16 protein-coding genes are annotated in these 19,730 nt (G+C 69.0%); 6 read left to right on the forward strand and 10 right to left on the reverse strand.

Annotated features, from left to right (window positions below):
* Positions 1-3: 3 nt before the first annotated feature.
* Together FVO59_RS14450 and FVO59_RS14455 are read left to right on the forward strand one after the other, a co-directional pair.
* Positions 4-2,163, forward strand: a complete 2,160-nt coding sequence (locus FVO59_RS14450) for a 3-hydroxyacyl-CoA dehydrogenase NAD-binding domain-containing protein (RefSeq protein WP_182253253.1) — start codon at positions 4-6, stop codon at positions 2,161-2,163.
* A gap of 140 nt (positions 2,164-2,303) precedes the next feature.
* Positions 2,304-2,999: an SPFH domain-containing protein gene (locus FVO59_RS14455; protein WP_182253254.1), complete on the forward strand. Its 696-nt coding sequence runs from the start codon at positions 2,304-2,306 to the stop codon at positions 2,997-2,999.
* 6 nt (positions 3,000-3,005) lie between these two features.
* Here FVO59_RS14455 and FVO59_RS14460 read toward each other — a convergent pair whose 3' ends face one another.
* From FVO59_RS14460 to dut, 6 genes are all read right to left on the reverse strand, one after another.
* On the reverse strand, positions 3,006-3,911 hold the full coding sequence (locus FVO59_RS14460) for a diacylglycerol/lipid kinase family protein (RefSeq protein WP_182253255.1): 906 nt from the start codon (positions 3,909-3,911) through the stop codon (positions 3,006-3,008).
* Positions 3,912-3,921: 10 nt separating this feature from the next.
* A complete protein-coding gene (dxs, locus tag FVO59_RS14465; protein WP_182253256.1) occupies positions 3,922-5,865 on the reverse strand; it encodes a 1-deoxy-D-xylulose-5-phosphate synthase in 1,944 nt (647 codons plus the stop codon).
* A 268-nt stretch (positions 5,866-6,133) separates the two neighbouring features.
* Complete coding sequence (gene acnA, locus FVO59_RS14470; protein WP_182253257.1) at positions 6,134-9,013, reverse strand: aconitate hydratase AcnA; 2,880 nt, start codon at positions 9,011-9,013, stop codon at positions 6,134-6,136.
* A gap of 118 nt (positions 9,014-9,131) precedes the next feature.
* On the reverse strand, positions 9,132-9,806 hold the full coding sequence (locus FVO59_RS14475; protein WP_182256864.1) for a DUF3159 domain-containing protein: 675 nt from the start codon (positions 9,804-9,806) through the stop codon (positions 9,132-9,134).
* An 86-nt stretch (positions 9,807-9,892) separates the two neighbouring features.
* Positions 9,893-10,486, reverse strand: coding sequence for a DUF3710 domain-containing protein (locus FVO59_RS14480; protein WP_182253258.1), 594 nt, complete (start codon positions 10,484-10,486; stop codon positions 9,893-9,895).
* Positions 10,483-10,932 carry a dUTP diphosphatase gene (gene dut / locus FVO59_RS14485; protein ID WP_182253259.1) on the reverse strand — a complete coding sequence of 150 codons (450 nt, stop codon included), beginning with the start codon at positions 10,930-10,932 and terminating at the stop codon, positions 10,483-10,485. The genes FVO59_RS14480 and dut overlap by 4 nt, the downstream gene beginning before the upstream one ends.
* Positions 10,933-10,935: 3 nt before the next feature.
* Here dut and FVO59_RS14490 point away from each other — a divergent pair, with 3 nt between their 5' ends.
* Positions 10,936-11,418, forward strand: a complete 483-nt coding sequence (locus FVO59_RS14490) for a DUF3093 family protein (RefSeq protein ID WP_259363266.1) — start codon at positions 10,936-10,938, stop codon at positions 11,416-11,418.
* Positions 11,419-11,479: 61 nt separating this feature from the next.
* Here FVO59_RS14490 and FVO59_RS14495 read toward each other — a convergent pair whose 3' ends face one another.
* Positions 11,480-11,773, reverse strand: coding sequence for a DUF4193 domain-containing protein (locus tag FVO59_RS14495; protein WP_182253260.1), 294 nt, complete (start codon positions 11,771-11,773; stop codon positions 11,480-11,482).
* Between the two features lie 212 nt (positions 11,774-11,985).
* Between FVO59_RS14495 and sepH the strand changes: the two genes are divergently transcribed.
* Positions 11,986-13,008 (forward strand): septation protein SepH, encoded by a 1,023-nt coding sequence (gene sepH, locus FVO59_RS14500; RefSeq protein WP_182253261.1) that lies wholly within the window; start codon positions 11,986-11,988, stop codon positions 13,006-13,008.
* A 91-nt stretch (positions 13,009-13,099) separates the two neighbouring features.
* On the opposite strand, the gene FVO59_RS14505 is transcribed toward sepH, so the two are convergent.
* On the reverse strand, positions 13,100-14,227 hold the full coding sequence (locus FVO59_RS14505; RefSeq protein ID WP_182253262.1) for an alkaline phosphatase family protein: 1,128 nt from the start codon (positions 14,225-14,227) through the stop codon (positions 13,100-13,102).
* A gap of 83 nt (positions 14,228-14,310) precedes the next feature.
* Between FVO59_RS14505 and FVO59_RS14510 the strand changes: the two genes are divergently transcribed.
* Entirely contained in the window at positions 14,311-16,749 is a 2,439-nt protein-coding gene (locus tag FVO59_RS14510; protein WP_182253263.1) for a DNA gyrase/topoisomerase IV subunit A, read from the forward strand.
* A gap of 16 nt (positions 16,750-16,765) precedes the next feature.
* Here FVO59_RS14510 and FVO59_RS14515 read toward each other — a convergent pair whose 3' ends face one another.
* Together FVO59_RS14515 and FVO59_RS14520 are read right to left on the reverse strand one after the other, a co-directional pair.
* Positions 16,766-17,221, reverse strand: a complete 456-nt coding sequence (locus tag FVO59_RS14515) for a GNAT family N-acetyltransferase (RefSeq protein WP_259363267.1) — start codon at positions 17,219-17,221, stop codon at positions 16,766-16,768.
* Entirely contained in the window at positions 17,218-19,338 is a 2,121-nt protein-coding gene (locus FVO59_RS14520; RefSeq protein WP_182253264.1) for a DNA gyrase/topoisomerase IV subunit B, read from the reverse strand. The genes FVO59_RS14515 and FVO59_RS14520 overlap by 4 nt, the downstream gene beginning before the upstream one ends.
* 181 nt (positions 19,339-19,519) lie before the next feature.
* On the opposite strand from FVO59_RS14520, the gene FVO59_RS14525 reads away from it, so the two are divergent.
* Entirely contained in the window at positions 19,520-19,729 is a 210-nt protein-coding gene (locus FVO59_RS14525; RefSeq protein ID WP_099196012.1) for a DUF7455 domain-containing protein, read from the forward strand.
* Position 19,730 lies beyond the last annotated feature (1 nt).

A 19,730-nucleotide genomic window follows, 5' to 3' on the forward strand; every position in this document is an offset into this window, starting at 1 on the left:
CCGATGGCTGACACGATCAACGAGCAGTACGCAGGCGTCGACTTCTCGCCGCTCTCCGCTCTCGCCGACGGCGAGGTCATCACGCACTCCCCCGTGCGCGACATCCGTCTCGCCTCGGGCAGGGTGCTCGCCCTCATCACCCTCGACAACGGGCGCGACCACACCCGGCCGAACACCCTGGGGCCGGCGACGCTCACCGAGCTCGGCGAGACTCTCGACGCGCTGAAGGCGCGCGCGGCGTCCGGCGAGATCCACGCGGTCGGCATCACCGGCAAGCAGTACATCCTCGCTGCCGGCGCCGACCTCTCCGATATCAGCAGGGTCGGATCGAAGGACAACGCCCGTCTGATCGCACAGCTCGGGCACAAGGTCATCGGCTCGCTGTCCGAGCTGGGCGTGCCGTCGTTCGCCTTCGTCAACGGCCTCGCACTCGGCGGCGGCATGGAGATCGCGCTGAACTCCACCTACCGCACGGTCGACGCGTCGGCGGCGGCGCTGGCCCTGCCCGAGGTCTTCCTCGGAATCATCCCCGGCTGGGGTGGCGCCTACCTCGTGCCGAATCTGATCGGCATCGAGAAGGCCCTCGAGGTGGTCATCTCGAACCCGCTCAAGCAGAACCGCATGCTCAAGCCGCAGCAGGCATTCGAGCTCGGGCTGATGGACGCGATCTTCCCGGCGGCGAACTTCCTCGAGAACTCGCTCGCCTGGGCCGACGCTGTGCTCGGCGGGCGCAAGGTCGAACGCAAGAACGAGCCGGGCAAGATCGAGCGCACCGTCAAGTGGCCGATCGCGATCAAGATGGCCCGAGGGATGCTCGAGTCGAAGATCGGCACCGTGCCGAAGTCGCCGTACGTCGCACTCGACCTGCTCGAGAAGGCGAGGAGCGGGACCAAGGCCGAGGGCTTCGCCCGCGAGGACGAGGCTCTCGCCGAGCTCGTCACCGGTGACCAGTTCGCCGCGTCGATGTACGCCTTCGACCTCGTGCAGAAGCGCGCGAAGCGCCCTGTCGGTGCTCCCGACAAGACGCTGGCGAAGAAGGTCACCAAGGTCGGCATCATCGGCGCGGGCCTCATGGCCAGCCAGTTCGCCCTGCTCTTCGTGCGCAAGCTGCAGGTGCCGGTGCTCATCACCGACCTGGACCAGGCGCGCGTCGACAAGGGCGTGGCGTACATCCACGACGAGATCGGCAAGCTCGAGGCGAAGGGACGCCTCGACGGCGACACCGCCAACAAGCTGCGCTCGCTGGTGACAGGGACGACAGACAAGAGCCAGTACGCCGACTGCGACTTCGTGATCGAGGCCGTGTTCGAGGAGGTCGGGGTCAAGCAGCAGGTGTTCGGCGAGATCGAGAAGATCGTCGCCGAGGACGCGATCCTCGCCACCAACACCTCGTCGCTGTCCGTCGAGGAGATCGGCTCGAAGCTCGCCAATCCCGAGCGTCTTGTCGGCTTCCACTTCTTCAACCCGGTCGCCGTCATGCCGCTCATCGAGATCGTGAAGACCCCGCACACCTCGGAAGCGGCGCTGTCGACGGCGTTCGTCGTGGCGAAGGGCCTCGGCAAGAACGCCGTGCTGACCGCGGACGCCCCAGGGTTCGTCGTCAACCGGCTGCTCGCCAAGGTCATGGGCGAAGCCGCCCGCGCCGTGTACGAAGGCACTCCGGTGGCGGATGTCGAGAAGGCCTTCGCTCCACTCGGCCTGCCGATGGGACCGTTCCAGCTGATCGACCTCGTCGGCTGGAAGGTCGCGGCGCACGTGCAGGACACGATGGTGCGCCACTTCCCCGAGCGGTTCTACGCGAACGAGAACTTCCACGCTCTCGCCGAGCTGGACGCGGTCGTCGAGAAGGACAAGGGCGGACGGGTGACCGGATGGACCAAGGGCGCCGAGAAGGCTCTCAAGGGCCACGTCGACAGCTCGCCGGCATCCGCCGAGACGATCCTGCAGCGCGTTCAGGACGGACTCGCCCAGGAGATCCGGCTCATGCTGGACGAGGGCGTCGTCCCCGAGGTCGAGGACATCGACCTCTGCCTGATCCTCGGAGCCGGCTGGCCGTTCATCGACGGGGGCGCATCGCCCTACCTCGATCGAGAGGGCGCGTCCGAGCGCACGTTCGGCGCGACGTTCCACAACCCGCCGATCCGCGGGGTCGCGCACAGCTGAAGCTCGTGCAGAGGGGCCGTGCCTTCGGGCGCGGCCCCTTCTCGTGCCGGCGTGGAACAGTCGACCAACAGCGGGTGAACACCCTCTGCGATCGGGCGGAATCGGGGTTCTGCATGCGGGTGGGGCGGCACGATGGTGGCATGGACATGATCCTCACGATGATGGGTGGGAAGGGCATGTCGGGTCTGCTCAAGACCGGCACGGCGATTCTCACCGTGCTGCTCGTCGTTCCGGCTCTGCTGCGGCTCTTCGTCGTGACGGTGGACGAGGGCTGGGCGGCCATCCGCACCCGCAACGGCAAGCCGATCATCCGCAACCGCCCTCAGCGGCGGCCGTCACGCGCCGGGGGCGCTGTCGGCGAGGTCGTGGTGCTGCATCCCGGCAGCCACGGAGCGTTCCCCCTGTTCTACTGGTACAAGCTGGTCGATGTGCGCTGCCGCGCGACGGACCTGCCCGTGCGCGAGATGACAGGCGCGAACGGCCGGCAGCACCGCGTCCATGCATCGTTCGAATGGCGTCCGGTCCCGAGCGGACGCGATCTGCGTGTGTTCGAGCTCGACGTGGTCAACGTCAAGGAGCGCGCTTCGAACATCGTGGGCGCAGCTCTGCGCGACATCGTCCGCGGACTGGATGCGAACGATCTGCCGCACAATGACGAGCTCAGCACTCGGGTGCTCACGGCCTGCTCCGACGACGTGCGCCGGGCCTGCGGTGTCGAGGTGGTGCGGGTGATGATCACCGGCGACGCGTTGACCGACGGCTACCTGCTGGCCGGAGCGCTGCGCGAGAGCGAGCGCGCATCGTCGGGCATCGCCGCTCTGCACGCGCTGAACTGAGATCGCTCAGCGTCTCGGCAGCATGATCTCGAGCGCCCCGGGTCGGATGCCGATCTCGCACTCCAGCGAGCCGATGCGCTCGCCGTCGGCGTACGCGACCAGGTCGGGAGCGGACACGCGGATGCGCGTGCAGCGCAGGTGACGGACCTCAGGGCGCGTGAGATGAGCGCCCCGCAGCAGCAGCGGGAACAGTCGCAGCAGCCGGGTCCTGCTGAGAGGCGCCACGTGCACGGCTTCGAGCAATCCGTCGTCGGGGCGCGCGTCCGCGCACATCGGCATGCCTCCCCCGTAGCTCGCCGTGTTGCCCACCGCCAGCAGCGTTCCCGGCATGACCTCCGGCTCGCCGCCGTCGATCGAGACGTGGAACCGGGTCGGCCGCAGGCGCAGCAGCTCGATCACCAGGGCGAGGTGGTACCGCATCCGGCCGCTGGGCCGCCTGAGGATGTTCGTGCGCTCGCTCACCTTCGCATCGAAGCCCATCGCCGCCACCGTGAGGAAGACCCGCACGCGCCCATCGGATTCGAGGGTCCCGAGGTCGATCCGACGCGGGATGCCCGACAGCACGGCCCGCGCGGCCTCCGCCGGCCGCACGTCGGCGATGCCGAGGCCGCGCGCGAGATCGTCGCCGGTCCCGGCCGGCACGAGGGCGACGGGAATGTCGGCATCGGCCAGCAGATCGACGATCCCCGCGAGAGTGCCATCGCCTCCGACGACGACCGCGCCGTCCCAGTCCTGCTGCAGCGACTCCCCCACGAGGTCGCGGGCGCGGCCGGTGGTCTCGCCCACCACGGCGTGCACGCGGGCGCCTGACGCCCGCAGAGCTTCGGCGGCGTCGGCACCGGCGCCCTCACCCCTGCCCTTGCCGGAATGCGGGTTGATGACGAGCAGGATGCGCGGCGACGATCCGCCCATGTCGGTCGGCTCAGCGGGTCTCGTGCAGCGGGAGCTCGATCGCCCCGGTCTGTCCCGGCGCCTTGGCGACGGGGATGCGGGTTCCGCCCACCTGCGCGATGACGTCGGCTGTGATCTTCTCGACCGTCAGCCCCGCGTCCTCCAGGATCTCCTCGCGCGATGCATGCTCGAGGAACTCGTCCGGCAGGCCCAGCTCGTCCACGCCCGTGTCGATGCCGGCCTCGCGCAGCACCTGTCGGACGCGGGTGCCGATGCCGCCGGCACGGATGCCGTCCTCCAGGGTGATCACGAGGCGGTGGCGCGCCGCCAGCGAGACGACCGACGCCTGCACGGGCACCGCCCAGCGCGGATCGATGACGGTCGCTCCGATCCCGCGCCCACGGAGGCGCTCTGCGATCTCGACGGCCATCTCGGCGAACGAGCCGATGGCGACGATCAGGACGTCCTCCTCGTCACCCCTGGCCAGCACGTCCGTGCCGTCTGAGAGCCGCTCGACCGCCGTGATGGGGTCGGGAACCTCGCCCTTGGGGTAGCGGATGACGGTGGGCGCGTCATCGATCGCGACGGCTTCGGCGAGAGCCTCGTGCAGACGCTCGGCGTCTCGCGGCGCGGCGATCCGGATGCCGGGCACCATCTGCAGCATCGCCAGATCCCACACGCCGTGGTGACTCGGGCCGTCGGGCCCTGTCACACCGGCGCGGTCGAGCACGAACGTGACGCCGGAGCGGTGCAGAGCCACGTCCATCAGCACCTGATCGAACGCGCGGTTCATGAACGTCGCGTAGATCGCCACGACCGGATGCAGCCCCCCGAACGCGAGCCCTGCCGCGGAGGCGACCGCATGCTGCTCCGCGATGCCCACGTCGTAGACGCGATCGGGGAATCGCTCGGCGAAAGCGGCGAGGCCGGTCGGGCGGAGCATCGCGGCGGTCATGGCGATGACCTTCTCGTCCCGGCCGCCGATCTCGACGAGAGCGTCTGAGAACACGGAGGTCCAGGACGTGCCGGAGGACGACGACAGCGCCCCGCCGGTCTTCGGGTCGATGCGTCCGACGGCATGGAACTGGTCGGCCACATCGTCGAGAGCTGGTTGGTAGCCGCGGCCCTTCTCGGTGATCGCGTGAACGATGACGGGCGCGCCGTAGTCCTTGGCGTAGCGCAGGGTCTCGATCAAGGCGCCCACGTCGTGTCCGTCGACCGGTCCGAGGTACTTGATGTCGAGGTTGGAATACAGCGCCACGTTGTTCGTGAACCGCGAGAGGAAGCCGTGCGTGCCGCCGCGCACTCCGCGGAACACGGCACGACCGAGCGGGCCGAAGGCGCGGAAGAGCCGGTCGGATTTGCGGTGCATCTCGCGGTACACGCCGGCCGTGCGCACGCGGTTCAGGTACCGCGACATGCCGCCGATCGTCGGCGCATACGAGCGCCCGTTGTCGTTCACGACGATGATCAGGTTTCGCTCGTTGTCGTCGCTGATGTTGTTCAGCGCCTCCCAGGTCATCCCGCCGGTGAGGGCGCCGTCGCCGACCACGGCGACGACGTGGCGGTCTGCGCGCCCCGTCGCGGTGAGCGCACGCGAGATGCCGTCGGCCCAGCTGAGCGAGCTCGACGCGTGCGAGGACTCGACCACGTCGTGCACGCTCTCGGCGCGCTGCGGGTACCCGGCCAGGCCGCCACGCGAGCGAAGGTTCGAGAAGTCCTGACGTCCTGTGAGCAGCTTGTGCACGTACGACTGGTGCCCGGTGTCGAAGATGATCGGGTCATCCGGAGAGGAGAAGACCCGGTGCAGCGCGATCGTCAGCTCGACGACGCCGAGATTCGGCCCGAGGTGCCCGCCCGTGCGGGCCACGTTCTCGACGAGGAAGGCCCGGATCTCGGCGGCCAGCTCGACCAGTTCTCCGCTGGAGAGTCGATCGAGGTCTCGGGGGCCGGTGATACTCGGCAGGATCGGCATGGACGCTCCTCCGCGACTCGACGATGGCGCGGCCGGAGGGCTCGCGCGAATCCCTCCAGTCTATCGCCGCGCGGCTGCGTGTTCGGCGCGCGGCGGGCTGCGGGCGCGCCGAACGGCCCGGGACCGCGGTCATTGTCCACCGCTGCGGCGGCGACCGCATCCACGGGACGCTCTGTTCAGCCGCACGCCATTCGGCACCGGGACCGGCTCGCCGCAAAGCGAGCGCCCCGCCCGGGAACAACCCGGGCGGGGCGCGTCACGATGTGCGTCAGACCAGCGAACGCAGCACGTACTGCAGGATGCCGCCGTTGCGGTAGTAGTCGGCCTCACCGGGGGTGTCGATGCGGACGACCGCGTCGAAGGTGATGGGCTCGCGGCCCTCGGCCGAGAACTCGCTCGGGGTGGCGGTGACCTTCACGGTCTTCGGGGTGACGCCCTCGTTGAGTGCGGTCAGACCCTCGATCGAGATGATCTCGGTGCCGTCGAGTCCGAGCGACTCCCAGCTCTCACCGGCGGGGAACTGCAGGGGCACGACGCCCATCCCGATCAGGTTCGATCGGTGGATGCGCTCGAAGCTCTCGGTGATGACGGCCTTGACGCCGAGCAGGTTGGTGCCCTTGGCCGCCCAGTCACGCGACGAGCCGGAGCCGTACTCCTTGCCACCGAAGATCACCAGCGGGGTTCCCTGGTCCTGGTAGTTCTGCGAGGCGTCGTAGATGTACGCCTGCGGACCGCCGTCCTGGGTGAAGTCGCGGGTGAAGCCGCCTTCGATCTGCTGCCCGTCGTTGACGGCCTTGACCAGAGCGTTCTTCAGACGGATGTTCGCGAACGTGCCGCGGATCATCACCTCGTGGTTGCCGCGACGCGAGCCGTACGAGTTGAAGTCGCGCTGCTCGACGCCGTGCTCGGTGAGGTACTGAGCAGCCGGGGTGCCCGCCTTGATGTTTCCGGCAGGCGAGATGTGGTCGGTGGTGACCGAGTCGCCCAGCGTAGCCAGCACGCGAGCACCCGTGATGTCGACGACGGGCGCCGGGGTCAGCTCCATGCCGTCGAAGTACGGCGCCTTGCGCACGTAGGTCGAGTCCTCATCCCACTCGAAGATCGGACCGGTCGGGGTCGGCAGGTTCTTCCAGCGCTCGTCGCCGTCGAAGACGGTGGCGTACTGCTTGATGAACTGGTCGCGAGAGATCGACGAGTCGATGATCTCCTGCACCTCTTCCGGTGCGGGCCAGATGTCCTTCAGGAAGACCTCGTTGCCGGCCTCGTCGGTGCCCAGCGCGTCATTCTCGAAGTCGAAGTGCATCGAGCCTGCGAGGGCGTAGGCCACGACCAGGGGCGGGCTGGCGAGGTAGTTCATCTTGACGTCGGGGCTGATGCGGCCCTCGAAGTTGCGGTTGCCCGAGAGCACCGCCGTCACCGCGAGGTCGTGCTCGTTGACCGCAGCGGAGACCTCTTCGATGAGCGGACCGGAGTTTCCGATGCAGATCGTGCAGCCGTAGCCGACGGTGTAGAAGCCGAGGCCCTCGAGGTCCTTGTCGAGACCGGACTTCTCGTAGTAGTCGGTCACGACCTTCGAGCCGGGGCCGAGCGTGGTCTTCACCCACGGCTTCTGCTTCAGGCCCTTCTCGCGTGCCTTGCGGGCGAGAAGGCCGGCAGCGATCATCACCGACGGGTTCGAGGTGTTGGTGCACGAGGTGATGGCGGCGAGGGTGACCGCACCGTTGTCGAGGATGTAGTCCTGGCCATCGGGGGTGGTCACCTTGACCGGCTTGGACGCGTTGGCGGGTGCGCCGCTGTTGATGTGCACCGGGCGGGTGGTCGCCTCCTCCTCACCCGGGACCTGACCGGGGTCGGATGCCGGGAAGGAGTGCTTCGACTCGAGGTCGACGATGTCGTCGCTCGTCGACGCCGTGGCGTAGCTGACGATGTCCTTCTCGAACTGCGCCTTGGCCTCGGCGAGCAGGATGCGGTCCTGCGGGCGCTTCGGGCCGGCGATGGAGGGGACGACGGTCGACAGGTCGAGCTCCATGTACTCGGAGTACGAGGGCTCCTTGTCGGCGTCGTGCCACAGGCCCTGCACCTTGGCGTACTGCTCGACGAGCTCGACGGCGTGCTCGTCGCGGCCGGTGAGGCGCAGATAGTCCAGCGTCACGTCGTCGATGGGGAACATCGCCGCGGTCGAGCCGAACTCGGGCGACATGTTGCCGATCGTCGCGCGGTTCGCCAGCGGCACGGAGGCGACGCCAGCGCCGTAGAACTCCACGAACTTGCCGACCACGCCGTGCTGCCGCAGCATGTCGGTGATCGTGAGCACGACGTCGGTCGCCGTCACGCCGGCGGGGATCTCGCCGGTGAGCTTGAAGCCGACGACGCGCGGGATGAGCATCGACACGGGCTGGCCGAGCATCGCTGCCTCGGCCTCGATGCCACCGACGCCCCAGCCCAGGACGCCGAGCCCGTTCACCATGGTGGTGTGCGAGTCGGTGCCGACGCAGGTGTCGGGGTAGGCGCGAAGGACGCCGTCGACGGTGCGGTCGTAGATGACCTTGGCCAGGTGCTCGATGTTCACCTGGTGCACGATGCCGGTGCCGGGGGGAACGACCTTGAAGTCGTCGAAGGCGGTCTGACCCCAGCGCAGGAACTGGTAGCGCTCGCCGTTGCGCTGGTACTCGATCTCGACGTTGCGCTCGATGGCGTCGGGGCGGCCGAACAGGTCGGCGATGACCGAGTGGTCGATGACCATCTCGGCGGGCGAGAGCGGGTTGATGCGACTCGGGTCGCCGCCGAGGGCGGTGACGGCCTCGCGCATGGTGGCGAGGTCGACGATGCACGGCACGCCGGTGAAGTCCTGCATGACCACACGGGCCGGCGTGAACTGGATCTCCGTGTCGGGGTCGGCGGTGGGATCCCACGAGCCCAGGGCCTCGATCTGCGCCTTCGTGACGTTCGCGCCGTCCTCGGTGCGCAGCTGGTTCTCGAGAAGCACCTTCAGAGCGAAGGGGAGCTTCTCGTGACCGGCGACCGTGTCGATGCGGAAGATCTCGTAGTCGGTGCTGCCGACTGTCAGGGTGCTCTTGGCACCGAAGCTGTTCACCGTGGACACGAATCCGTCTCCTTCTGATCGGATGGGAGCGACAGGCGCTTCCATCTTGCTCGCCGAGTGAGCGCCACGGCTAGCAAGGTTGGCCTTACCAGTCTGCGTCGGGCGATCGCTCGATGGAATGAGCAATTTATCTTGACGTCAAGATAAATCTAGCAGAACGGAATCACTCGGGTTCCTCTTCGGCGCGTCGGTAGAGCGCGCGGACCACGAGCCAGGTGACCGCGACCATGGGTGCGAACAGCGGCAGCCCCATGACCAGCTTGAGGGTGCCGAGCAGAGTCACCTGATCGGTGAGGTAGAGCGGCAGCTGCACCGACAGCCGCAGCAGGAAGAGGGCGCCCCATGCCAGCCCCAGCCAGAAGAAGGCGCGGCGCTTGCGGCGGTCGGCTCGCCACGCGAGGCCCTCCCCCATCAGGAAGCCGACGGCCAGCCCGATGATCGACCACCCGACGAGGGCGGCGACCACCATCACGGTGCCGTACAGCGCGTTCGTGATGAGCCCGGGCACGAAGTTGTCGGCCCCGCGTCCCGTCCACAGCGCGAGCGCCGCGGCGGCGGCCGCCGCGACGAGACCGCCGAGCGCTGCCGACGGAGGCGACTTCTGAGCGAGGCGGATGATCGTGAACAGCGCCGCGACCCCGACCGACACCCCGAGCGAGAGCAGCAGGGGCTCAGGGCGGATGGTGAACAACACCACGAATGCGAGGCTCGGCAGCACCGACTCGATGATCCCTCGCCAGCCGCCCATCGCGGTCCACACGATCCGCTGGGTGCTCTCGCCCGTCTCCGCGCTGAGTCCGGCCCGGCGTGCGGCGCCGCCGAGAGCGGCGCCGATCATCTCGGCCGCGGAGGCGTCGCCCTGTCCTGCCGCTCCGACCGGCTCCTCCGGCGGGCGCTGCGCGCCTTCGCGGTCGTCGGCGTGGGTCACGCCGAGCCCGGCGTGGTGGGCATCTTGAGAGGGATGAGGTCGCGAGGCGGCATCGGAGATCCGCCGCGCACGACGACGATCGAGCGGAACAGGTCCTCGACCTGCTCGGCGGCGGCCGGATCGGATGCCGCGTCGCCGCCGATGACCCCGCGCAGGAACCAGCGAGGGCCGTCGATGCCGACGAAGCGGGCCAGCCGCATGCCGGAGCCCTCGGCGGCGGTCGCGGGCACTTCGGCCAGAAGCTCCTTGCCGAGCGGGCCCTCGCGCTCCTCGACGCGACCGCCCTGCGTGCGGATCTGATCGCGCAGCTGCACTCGGGTCTCATCCCACAGACCGCGGGTGCGCGGCGCGGCGAAGGGCTGCACCTGCAGCGAGGAGCCTGCGTAGTCGAGGCCGACGGCCACGATCCTCTTGCTCTGCTCCTCCACCTCGAGGCGCAGATTCAGTCCCTCGCGGGGCAGCACCTTGATGCCGCCGAGGTCGATGTAGGGACGAACCGGGTTCGCCTCGCTGTCGTCGAACGGGCCCGCGGCCGCGCGATCGGCCGGTGCGGACTTCAGCGTGGGTGTGGGTTCGATCTCTTCAGTCATTCGCTCTTTCCCTGGGTGTAGCCGGTCGACCCGAATCCGCCATCGCCGCGCACGCTCTCGGGCAGCTCGTCGACGGGCTCGAAGCGGGCCTGGACGACCGGCATCACGATCAGCTGCGCGATCCGGTCGCCGACGGCCACATCGTACGCTTCCCTGCTGTCGGTGTTCAGCAGGCTCACCTTGATCTCGCCGCGGTAGCCGGCGTCGACGGTGCCGGGCGAGTTCACAACGGTGATGCCGTGCTTCGCAGCCAGGCCGCTGCGAGGGACGACGAAGGCCGCATGGCCCTCGGGCAGCGCGATCCGCACGCCCGTGGGCACAAGGGCCCGCTCACCGGGCTCCAGGCGCACGGCCTCGGTCGAGACGAGATCGGCCCCGGCATCGCCGGGGTGCGCGTAGAACGGGACGTTCGCGGAGATAATGGGAACCGCAACGGAATGAGTCACCCCATGAGGCTAATGCAGAACACCCGCCCCGACACGCGAGAGACCTACCGCGAGCGGCTCGCCCCCGGGCTGTGGCTTCTCGTCACGATCGCGCTGGCGGGTCCGATGGTCTCGCTCGTGCTCACCCCGCTCGACGCGAGTCTCGCCCTGATGGTCGGCGCCGTGGTCTCGCTCGTGCTGGTCGCTGCCAGCGTCGTCCTGTCCCCCACCGTCCGCGTGTCGGATGGCGTGCTGTATGCGGGACGCGCGCATATCGATGCGACCTGGCTCGGCGATCCCCAGGACTTCATCGGCGAGGAGGCCAGAGCCCGGCGCACCCATCAGATCGCCAGAGACGGGTGGAACCTGCTGCGCGGAGGCGTCGACGGCGTCGTCGTGGTGCCCGTCACGGATCCCGATGACCCGGTGAGCAGCTGGACGCTGTCGTCCCGCACCCCCGACAGGCTCGCGGCGGCGATCCGCTCCGCGCGCGCCGAGCGCGGCTGATCCGACGCCGAGACGCAGAACGCGCCCCGAACCATGTGGCCGGGGCGCGTGCGTGTCGAGGTCAGGCGGCGCATTCCTTGCAGATGGGGCCGTCCGCGCCGTCGTGATCGAGCTGCGAGCGGTGCTTCACGAGGAAGCAGCTCATGCAGGTGAACTCGTCCTGCTGCGCGGGCAGCACCACGACGTCGAGCTCCATATCGGAGAGGTCAGCGCCGGGGAGCTCGAAACCGGTGGGGTTGTCTGAGTCCTCGACGTCGCCGGCGCCGGACTGGCTGCTCGGCACGCGCTCCTTGAGGGCTTCGATCGACTCGGAGTCGTCTTCGCTCTTGCGAGGGGCGTCGTAATCGGTTGCCATGCGGTGATTCTCCACTTCCGCGGTGCGTGGGTGTGTCTGGTGGGGGGATCCGATTTCGGGTGATCGGCGGGCCATAGTTTGCACGACTGCGCCTCTTTTCGCAAATGCCTCTCGGCCCGCACAGGAAAACTCGCGGCACGCCCGCGATATTCCCCGCCCGATCAGGGTGCGCGTGACACCATGAACGCACATCCCATCAGAGGGGCATTGGCATGGAAAACGTCACCATCGTCGGAACGGAAGCAGGAGTCCTCGTCCTCGCGACCGAGTCGGGCCAGCGCTTCGCGCTCCCCATCGACGACGTCCTGCACCGCGAGGTGCGTCGAGCGACCCGCGAGGCGGAACCCGCCCCGGCGCGTCTCGCCGCGAGCCCGCGCGACATCCAGGCGCAGATCCGCGCCGGCCTGTCCGCCGCCGAGGTCGCCGCCCTGCTCGGAGTGAGCGAGTCCGACGTGGCCCGCTTCGAAGGTCCCGTGCTGGCCGAGCGCGAGCACATCGTCAACCAGGCCCTCGCGGTCCCGGTGCTGATCGGCAGCGACGTCGAGCCCGACGCGCAGCCCACCTTCGGAACGGCCGTCCGCGCGAAGCTCGCCGACCTCGCAGCGACCGAAGAGCGATGGGCCAGCTGGAAGGACGAGGCGGGCTGGACGGTCAAGCTCGAGTTCACGGCCAACGAGGTCGCCCACGACGCGCGGTGGTCATTCGATCCGCGCCGAAGCACCCTGTCGCCGATCAACGCCGATGCCACGCAGCTCTCCCGTCAGGGCTCCCTGCCCGAAGGGCTCATCCCGCGCCTGCGCGCCGTCGAGGCCGAGCGCGTCTCCCCCTACAAGGACGACAGCCGCTTCGACTCGGGTGCGTTCGGTCCTCGGCTGCTTCCGCAGCCGGAGGAGACCGGCGACGCGCCCGCGAGCGAGCACTCGAGCGCTGCGGTTCAGGATGCAGCCGCCCGCCGAGCTCCCGATGAGCACCGGACGAGCTCGGAGACAGCCGATCTCCTCGAGGCGCTGCGCCGTCGGCGAGGGCAGCGGGAGTCGGCCCCGCTCTTCAACGATGGCGAGGACGACGAGCCGTCGCCCATCGCTCTGTTCGACGCACTCGACGAGCCGGAGGACGAACCGGCTACGAAGTCGCCCCCCGAGCCGCCGACCGAACAGTCCGGTGGTCGCCGCAAGCGCCGCAACGCGATGCCCTCGTGGGATGAGATCGTGTTCGGAGCGCGTACGGATGAGTGATTCGGTCGCAATCGACGTCGGTCCACGTGCACTGACCGGTTCCTGAGCGAGCGCCAGCGAGACGAAGGGCGGAGCGCGTACGGATGAGTGATCAGCGGCGGAAGGCGCCCATCCTGATGAAGGGCACCCGCCACTCCTCCGGCGTCAGCGCACCGTGCTGACCGATCATCCCCCGGCCTCGCTGATCCTCGGCTTCGGCGTCGTAGAGCGCCACGTTGCCGCGCGCGATCGCCAGCATGTCGCCGATGCGCTCGCGCACCGCATCCGAGACCACCGGGCCGAACAGACCCGCGTCGATCGCCTCTGAGCGGCTCAGCACATCGGCCGCTCCCTGGAGGTCGCGTCGCCAGCGCGCCAGCAGTCCCGCCTGATCGACGTCCGGTTCGGCGTACACATGGAGCATGCGCGGCTCGCCGCCGATGTGCCGGATGCCGTCGTGCCACCCGCCAGCGGCATCGAGCACGAGCTGACGGTGGTGGGGGACGTCGATCATCCCGTGATCGGCGGTCACCAGGACGCCCACGCCGTCGGGGACGGTCTGCGAGAGCGCGGCATCCACGTCCTCGAGGGCGGCCACCCACTCGGCGGAGTCGACGCCGTGACGGTGGCCTGCCTTGTCGACCTCGGGGAGGTAGCAGTAGACGAGCGCGCCGTCGTTCGCGTCTGCGAGCTCCCAGGCCAGCTCCACGCGCTCGGCCGCGCTGCGCGCCGCGTGGAACGCGGCTCCCCGAAGCGTCGCACCCGAGAACCCGCTTCCCGCGTAGGCCGGGATGCCTACCGCGAACGCCGGATGCCCGATGGCCTCGGCCCGCTCGAAGAGGGTCGCGCTCCCCTGCCACTGCAGCGGGTCGATCCCGCCTTCCTCCCAGCCGCTCAGCAGGTTCACGAGCGAATCCGTCCGGGTGTCCCGCACCCGGTACCCGACCAGTCCGTGCACTCCGGGTGCGGCTCCCGTGAGCAGGCTCGTCAGCGCCGCCGCCGTGGTCGTCGGGAACACCGACCCCGCGACGTCCTTCCTGGCCATCGCCGATGACAGCGTGCGCGCGTGCCCGGCGTGCGATCGCAGCGGCAGCGCACCGAGCCCGTCCACGACCACGAGGACGACGGATCTGACCGCCGGGAGGTCGGCGGAGCCGCTCCCCAGCGCAGCGAGCAGCTGGGGCGCCACCCCGCTGATGTTCCGCGTCGAATCAAGGCTGGTCGGTAGGATGAGAGGCATCCGGGTCAGTCTCGCACAGGTGACCCGACGCACCGCGCCAGAGCGCCGTCGCGAGTCCGCCCCGAGCGACCAGCAGGAAGCCCATGCCAAAGCCCTCGTCATCCGAGCCCGTACAGGAGCGCATCCAGGACATCGATCTGTCCCAGGAGATGCAGGGTTCCTTCCTCGAGTACGCCTACTCGGTGATCTACTCCCGCGCTCTCCCCGATGCACGCGACGGCCTCAAGCCGGTGCAGCGGCGCATCCTGTACCAGATGGCCGAGATGGGGCTGCGCCCCGACCGAGGGCACGTCAAGAGCGCCCGCGTCGTCGGCGAGGTGATGGGAAAGCTGCACCCGCACGGCGACTCGGCCATCTACGACGCCCTGGTGCGACTCGCGCAGGACTTCGCACTGCGGGTGCCTCTCGTCGACGGGCACGGCAACTTCGGATCGCTCGACGACGGGCCCGCCGCCTCCCGGTACACAGAGGCGCGCCTGGCCGCATCGGCCCTCGCGATGACCGAGAGCCTCGACGAGGACGTCGTCGACTTCGTCCCGAACTACGACGGTCAGTTCCAGCAGCCCGCAGTGCTCTCGGCCGCCTTCCCCAACCTGCTCGTCAACGGCGCCAGCGGCATCGCGGTCGGCATGGCCACCAACATGGCACCGCACAACCTCATCGAGGTCGTCGCAGCGGCCACGCACCTGCTCGAGAACCCCGACGCGACGACGGCCGAGCTGATGGAGTTCGTGCCGGGACCGGACTTCCCCTCGGGCGGGATCCTGATGGGCCTCGACGGCGTGAAGGAGGCCTACGAGTCCGGCCGCGGCGCGTTCAAGCTGCGTGCCAAGACCTCGATCGAGCCGCTCGGGCCGCGCAAGACCGGCATCGTCGTCACAGAGCTGCCCTACCAGGTGGGTCCCGAGCGCGTCATCGAGAAGCTCAAGGACGCGGTCACCGCGAAGAAGCTGCAGGGCATCAGCGATGTGCAGGACCTCACCGACCGCAAGAACGGCCTGCGCCTCGTCATCACGGTGAAGACCGGGTTCGACCCGGCGGCCGTGCTCGAGCAGCTGTTCCGCTTCACGCCGCTCGAGGACTCGTTCTCGATCAACAACGTCGCGCTCGTCGACGGACAGCCCCGCACGCTGGGCCTCAAAGAGCTGCTGCGGGTGTATCTGCAGCACCGCATCGAGGTCGTCACGCGACGCAGCCGCTATCGCCTGGCACGGCGCAACGAACGTCTGCATCTCGTCCGCGGCCTGCTGCTCGCGATCCTCGACATCGACGAGGTCATTCAGGTCATCCGCTCGTCCGACGACTCCGAGACCGCGCGCACCCGTCTGCAGCAGGTGTTCGAACTCGACGAGGTTCAGGCCGAGTACATCCTCGAGCTGCGCCTGCGACGGCTCACCAGGTTCTCGCGTCTGGAGCTCGAAACCGAGCGCGACAAGCTTCTGGCCGAGATCGCCGAGCTCGAGACGCTCCTCGCGGATCCTGCGCTGGTGCGCGCACAGGTCGCGCTCGAGCTGGATGCCGTGGCCGAGCAGTTCGGCACGCATCGACGCACTCTTCTGCTGAACGCCGCTCCGCCGAAGGCCCGCACCGCGAAGTCCGCCGCGGAGCTGCAGATCGCCGACGCCCCCACCACGCTGCTGCTCTCGACCACCGGCCGTGCCGTGCGCGTGGACCTCGAGCCCGGCGCCGTGATCACCACGCCTGCGCGCCGAAGCAAGCACGATGCCATCCAAGCGCGACTGGAGACGACCACTCGCAGCGAGATCGGCGCCGTGATGTCGACCGGCCGAGTGGTGCGCTTCACTCCGGTCGACATCCCCGCCGTCCCGGCATCGTCGGTGGGCCTGGGCGCCGGTGTGCGAATCTCCGACTACCTCGGCCTGACAGACCGCAGCGAGCGGGTCATGGCCCTGGTCCGCTTCGACGACGACACGCCTCTCGCACTCGGCACGAAGGACGGCGTCGTCAAGCGCGTCGTCCCGTCGGCGCTCCCGGTGCGCCCCGAGCTCGAGATCATCGGACTGAAGCCGAAGGACGTCGTGGTCGGCGCCGCTCCCGCACCCGACGACGCGGAGCTGGTCTTCGTCACCTCGGATGCCCAGCTGCTGCACTTCTCGGCGTCGAGCGTACGTCCGCAGGGCGCTCCCGCCGGAGGAATGGCCGGCGTGAAGCTGAGCGCGAAGGGCCAGGTCATCTCGTTCACCGTCGTGACCTCGGTCGATGACGCCGTGGTCGTCACCGTCTCCGGTTCGGAGGGGACGCTCGCCGGAGCCGACGCAGGACGGGCGAAGGTCTCGGCCTTCTCCGAGTTCCCCGCGAAGGGCCGCGCCACCGGCGGCGTGCGCGCCCACGCGTTCCTGAAGGGCGAGGACGGCCTGCGCCTCGCCTGGGTCGGCGTCGAGCCGCGAGCGATCGGGTCCGACGGCGCTGCCCGTGTGCTGCCGCCCTCTGGCGCGAAGCGCGACGGCTCCGGCCAGCCCCTGGATGCCGTGATCGGGTCGGTCGGCACCGCCATCGGCTGATCGCCGGGAGGGGTCGTCAACTCCCCGGTCGACACATCCACACGTCGACTCCGTCGTCGTGATCGACGACGAAGCCGTGACGCTCGTAGAGCCGCTGCGCCGCCGAGCCGACCAGCACCTGAAGACGTACGGGAGCGGTGATCCTGGCCAGAACCTCGGTCAGCACGATCGTGCCGATGCCTCGTCCCTGGAAGCGCTCATCGAGGTAGAACATCTCCGGCCACACCAGATCCCCCTCCGGCCGGAGCGTGATGGTGCCGGCGGTATCGGCGCCGACGACGATCATGTGCGTGTGTCGCGGTGAGAAGTGCTCGAGCACGCGGGCCCTGGATCTCCCGTCGTCCCAGCCGACCAACCGCTCCAGGTCCGCGCGGAGCACACGACTCTTGAGATCCACCACATGATCGACGTCGTCGGATGTCGCGGGCCGCAGACGCACCTCTGCGTGCCGGGTCGGACGAGGACCGGTCACGCGTCGATGGACTCCCGGCTGAGCCGGTCGCTGGAGCTCATGATGAACTCGCGGCGAGGCGCCACCTCGCTGCCCATCAGCAGCTCGAAGGTGCGCACGGCGGCATCGGCCGACTCTGCATCCTCGATCGTGACGCGACGCAGCAGACGCCCGGACTTCTCCATGGTCGTGTTGGCCAGCTGATCGGCATCCATCTCGCCGAGGCCCTTGTAGCGCTGGATCGGATCCTGCCAGCGCTTGCCGGCCTTCTGCAGCTTCGCGAGCAGAGCGTGCAGCTCGGCCTCGGAGTAGGTGTAGATGGTCTCGTTCGGCTTGGAGCCCGGGTTCATCACGATCACGCGGTGCAGGGGCGGCACGGCCGAATAGACCCGTCCGGCCTCCACGAGCGGCCGCATGTAGCGGAAGAAGAGGGTGAGCAGCAGAGTGCGGATGTGCGCACCGTCGACGTCGGCGTCGCTCATCAGGATCACCTTGCCGTAGCGGGCGGCCGAGAGATCGAACGAGCGGCCCGAGCCGGCGCCGATGGTCGTGATGATCGCCGCGCACTCGGCGTTGCCGAGCATGTCGCTGATCGACGCCTTCTGCACGTTGAGGATCTTGCCGCGGATGGGCAGCAGGGCCTGGAACTCGCTGTTGCGCGCATGGCGGGCGGTGCCGAGGGCGGAATCGCCCTCGACGATGAACAGCTCGCTCTGTTCGAAGTCGTTCGATCTGCAGTCGACGAGCTTCGCCGGCAGCGACGACGACTCGAGAGCCGTCTTGCGTCGCTGGGTCTCCTTGTGCGCCCGCGCCGACACGCGCGCCTTCATCTCGGAGACGATCTTGTCGAGCAGCATCGACGCCTGGTTCTTGTCGTCGCGCTTGTTCGATGCGAACCGCTCGGCGAGCTGCTTTCGCACCACCTGGGCGACGATCGTGCGCACGGCCGGAGTGCCGAGCACCTCCTTCGTCTGGCCCTCGAACTGCGGTTCGGGCACCGTCACCGTGAGCACGGCGGTGAGGCCGGCGAGCACGTCGTCCTTCTCGAGCTTGTCGTTGCCGACCTTCAGCCGACGCGCGTTCTGCTCGACCTGACCGCGCAGGGTCTTCAGCAGCTCCTGCTCGAAGCCCTGCTGGTGGGTGCCGCCCTTGGGCGTGGCGATGATGTTGACGAACGAGCGGACCGTGGTGTCATAGCCGGTGCCCCAGCGCAGCGCGAGGTCGACCTCGCACTCGCGCTCGACCTCAGTGGCCTTCATGTGCCCGTCGGGCTGCAGCACGGGCACCGTCTCCGTGAAACGGCCGCTGCCCTGTATGCGCCACGTGTCCGTCACGGGGGCATCGGATGCCAGGAACTCGACGAACTCGGAGATGCCGCCCTCGTAGAGGTATGAGGTGACCTTCGGCCCGGCGGGTGCATCGCCCTCGCCTGCGGGGGCAGCGCTCGGACGCTCGTCGCGGATCTCGAGCTCCAGCCCGGGGACGAGGAACGCCGTCTGACGCGCGCGCGTCTCGAGCTCGGGCAGCTGGAACGCGGCGTCCTTCGTGAAGATCTGCCGGTCGGCCCAATAGCGCACACGCGTGCCGGTGACGCCCTTGGCGACCTTGCCGACGATGCGCAGCTCGCTGCGCTGCTCGAAGGGAGTGAACGGGGCATCCGGCCGCGGCTCGCCATCGTCGGCGAAGACCCCGGGCTCGCCACGATGGAACGACATCGCGTAGGTCTTGCCACCGCGGTCGACCTCGACGTCGAGGCGCTCCGAGAGCGCGTTGACGACCGACGCGCCGACGCCGTGCAGGCCGCCGGATGCCGCATACGAGCCGCCGCCGAACTTGCCGCCCGCATGCAGCTTGGTGTACACCACCTCGACGCCGGTGAGTCCGGTGCGCGGCTCGACGTCGACGGGGACGCCCCGACCTCGGTCGGTCACCTCGACGCTGCCGTCGTCATGCAGCGTGATGTCGATCTTCGAGCCGTTGCCTGCGACGGCCTCGTCGACGGCGTTGTCGATGATCTCCCACAGGCAGTGCATGAGCCCTGGCGAGCCGTTCGAGCCGATGTACATGCCCGGACGCTTGCGCACGGCCTCGAGGCCCTCGAGAACCTGGAGATGGTGGGCGGAGTACTCGGCAGTCACAATGATCGATTCTATTTCGGGTCTGACGCGGGCCCGGACCGCGACACTCCCTCTGCGGCAAGGGCAGGCGCCGCGCGTACGCGCTCAGCGAAACACGCCGTGATCCGGGCATGCGCACAGGTTGCGCGTGGTTGTATTGAGCACGATCTTCAAAGGATCTGACCGCTGAGGAGGCACCGAGATGAACGCTACGACTGAGCGCGAGACCGTCGAGTACCGCCTCACCGCGATGGACCGCTGCGACTCCTGCGGGGCGCAGGCGTACATCGCCGCCGAGGTCAACGGCACCGAGATGCTGTTCTGCGCACACCACGGACGCAAGTACGAGGAGAAGCTGCGCGCCGTCGCCACGTCGTGGCACGACGAGACCGCCCGCCTCATCGAGGCCTGAG

The sequence above is a fragment of the Microbacterium esteraromaticum genome, assembly GCF_014084045.1.
In the GTDB taxonomy this organism is placed as follows: Bacteria; Actinomycetota; Actinomycetes; order Actinomycetales; family Microbacteriaceae; genus Microbacterium; species Microbacterium esteraromaticum_D.

Bases quoted from the DNA above. Each gene is read 5' to 3' on its own strand.
- sepH (WP_182253261.1), top strand. From the start codon at position 11,986: ATGGAAAACGTCACCATCGTCGGAACGGAAGCAGGAGTCCTCGTCCTC.
- FVO59_RS14505 (WP_182253262.1), bottom strand. From the start codon at position 14,227: ATGCCTCTCATCCTACCGACCAGCCTTGATTCGACGCGGAACATCAGC.
- FVO59_RS14525 (WP_099196012.1), top strand. From the start codon at position 19,520: ATGAACGCTACGACTGAGCGCGAGACCGTCGAGTACCGCCTCACCGCG.
- FVO59_RS14480 (WP_182253258.1), bottom strand. From the start codon at position 10,486: ATGACTGAAGAGATCGAACCCACACCCACGCTGAAGTCCGCACCGGCC.
- FVO59_RS14510 (WP_182253263.1), top strand. From the start codon at position 14,311: ATGCCAAAGCCCTCGTCATCCGAGCCCGTACAGGAGCGCATCCAGGAC.
- FVO59_RS14460 (WP_182253255.1), bottom strand. From the start codon at position 3,911: ATGGGCGGATCGTCGCCGCGCATCCTGCTCGTCATCAACCCGCATTCC.
- FVO59_RS14475 (WP_182256864.1), bottom strand. From the start codon at position 9,806: ATGATCGGCGCCGCTCTCGGCGGCGCCGCACGCCGGGCCGGACTCAGC.
- FVO59_RS14495 (WP_182253260.1), bottom strand. From the start codon at position 11,773: ATGGCAACCGATTACGACGCCCCTCGCAAGAGCGAAGACGACTCCGAG.
- acnA (WP_182253257.1), bottom strand. From the start codon at position 9,013: ATGGAAGCGCCTGTCGCTCCCATCCGATCAGAAGGAGACGGATTCGTG.
- FVO59_RS14490 (WP_259363266.1), top strand. From the start codon at position 10,936: ATGAGGCTAATGCAGAACACCCGCCCCGACACGCGAGAGACCTACCGC.
- FVO59_RS14450 (WP_182253253.1), top strand. From the start codon at position 4: ATGGCTGACACGATCAACGAGCAGTACGCAGGCGTCGACTTCTCGCCG.
- FVO59_RS14455 (WP_182253254.1), top strand. From the start codon at position 2,304: ATGGACATGATCCTCACGATGATGGGTGGGAAGGGCATGTCGGGTCTG.
- dxs (WP_182253256.1), bottom strand. From the start codon at position 5,865: ATGCCGATCCTGCCGAGTATCACCGGCCCCCGAGACCTCGATCGACTC.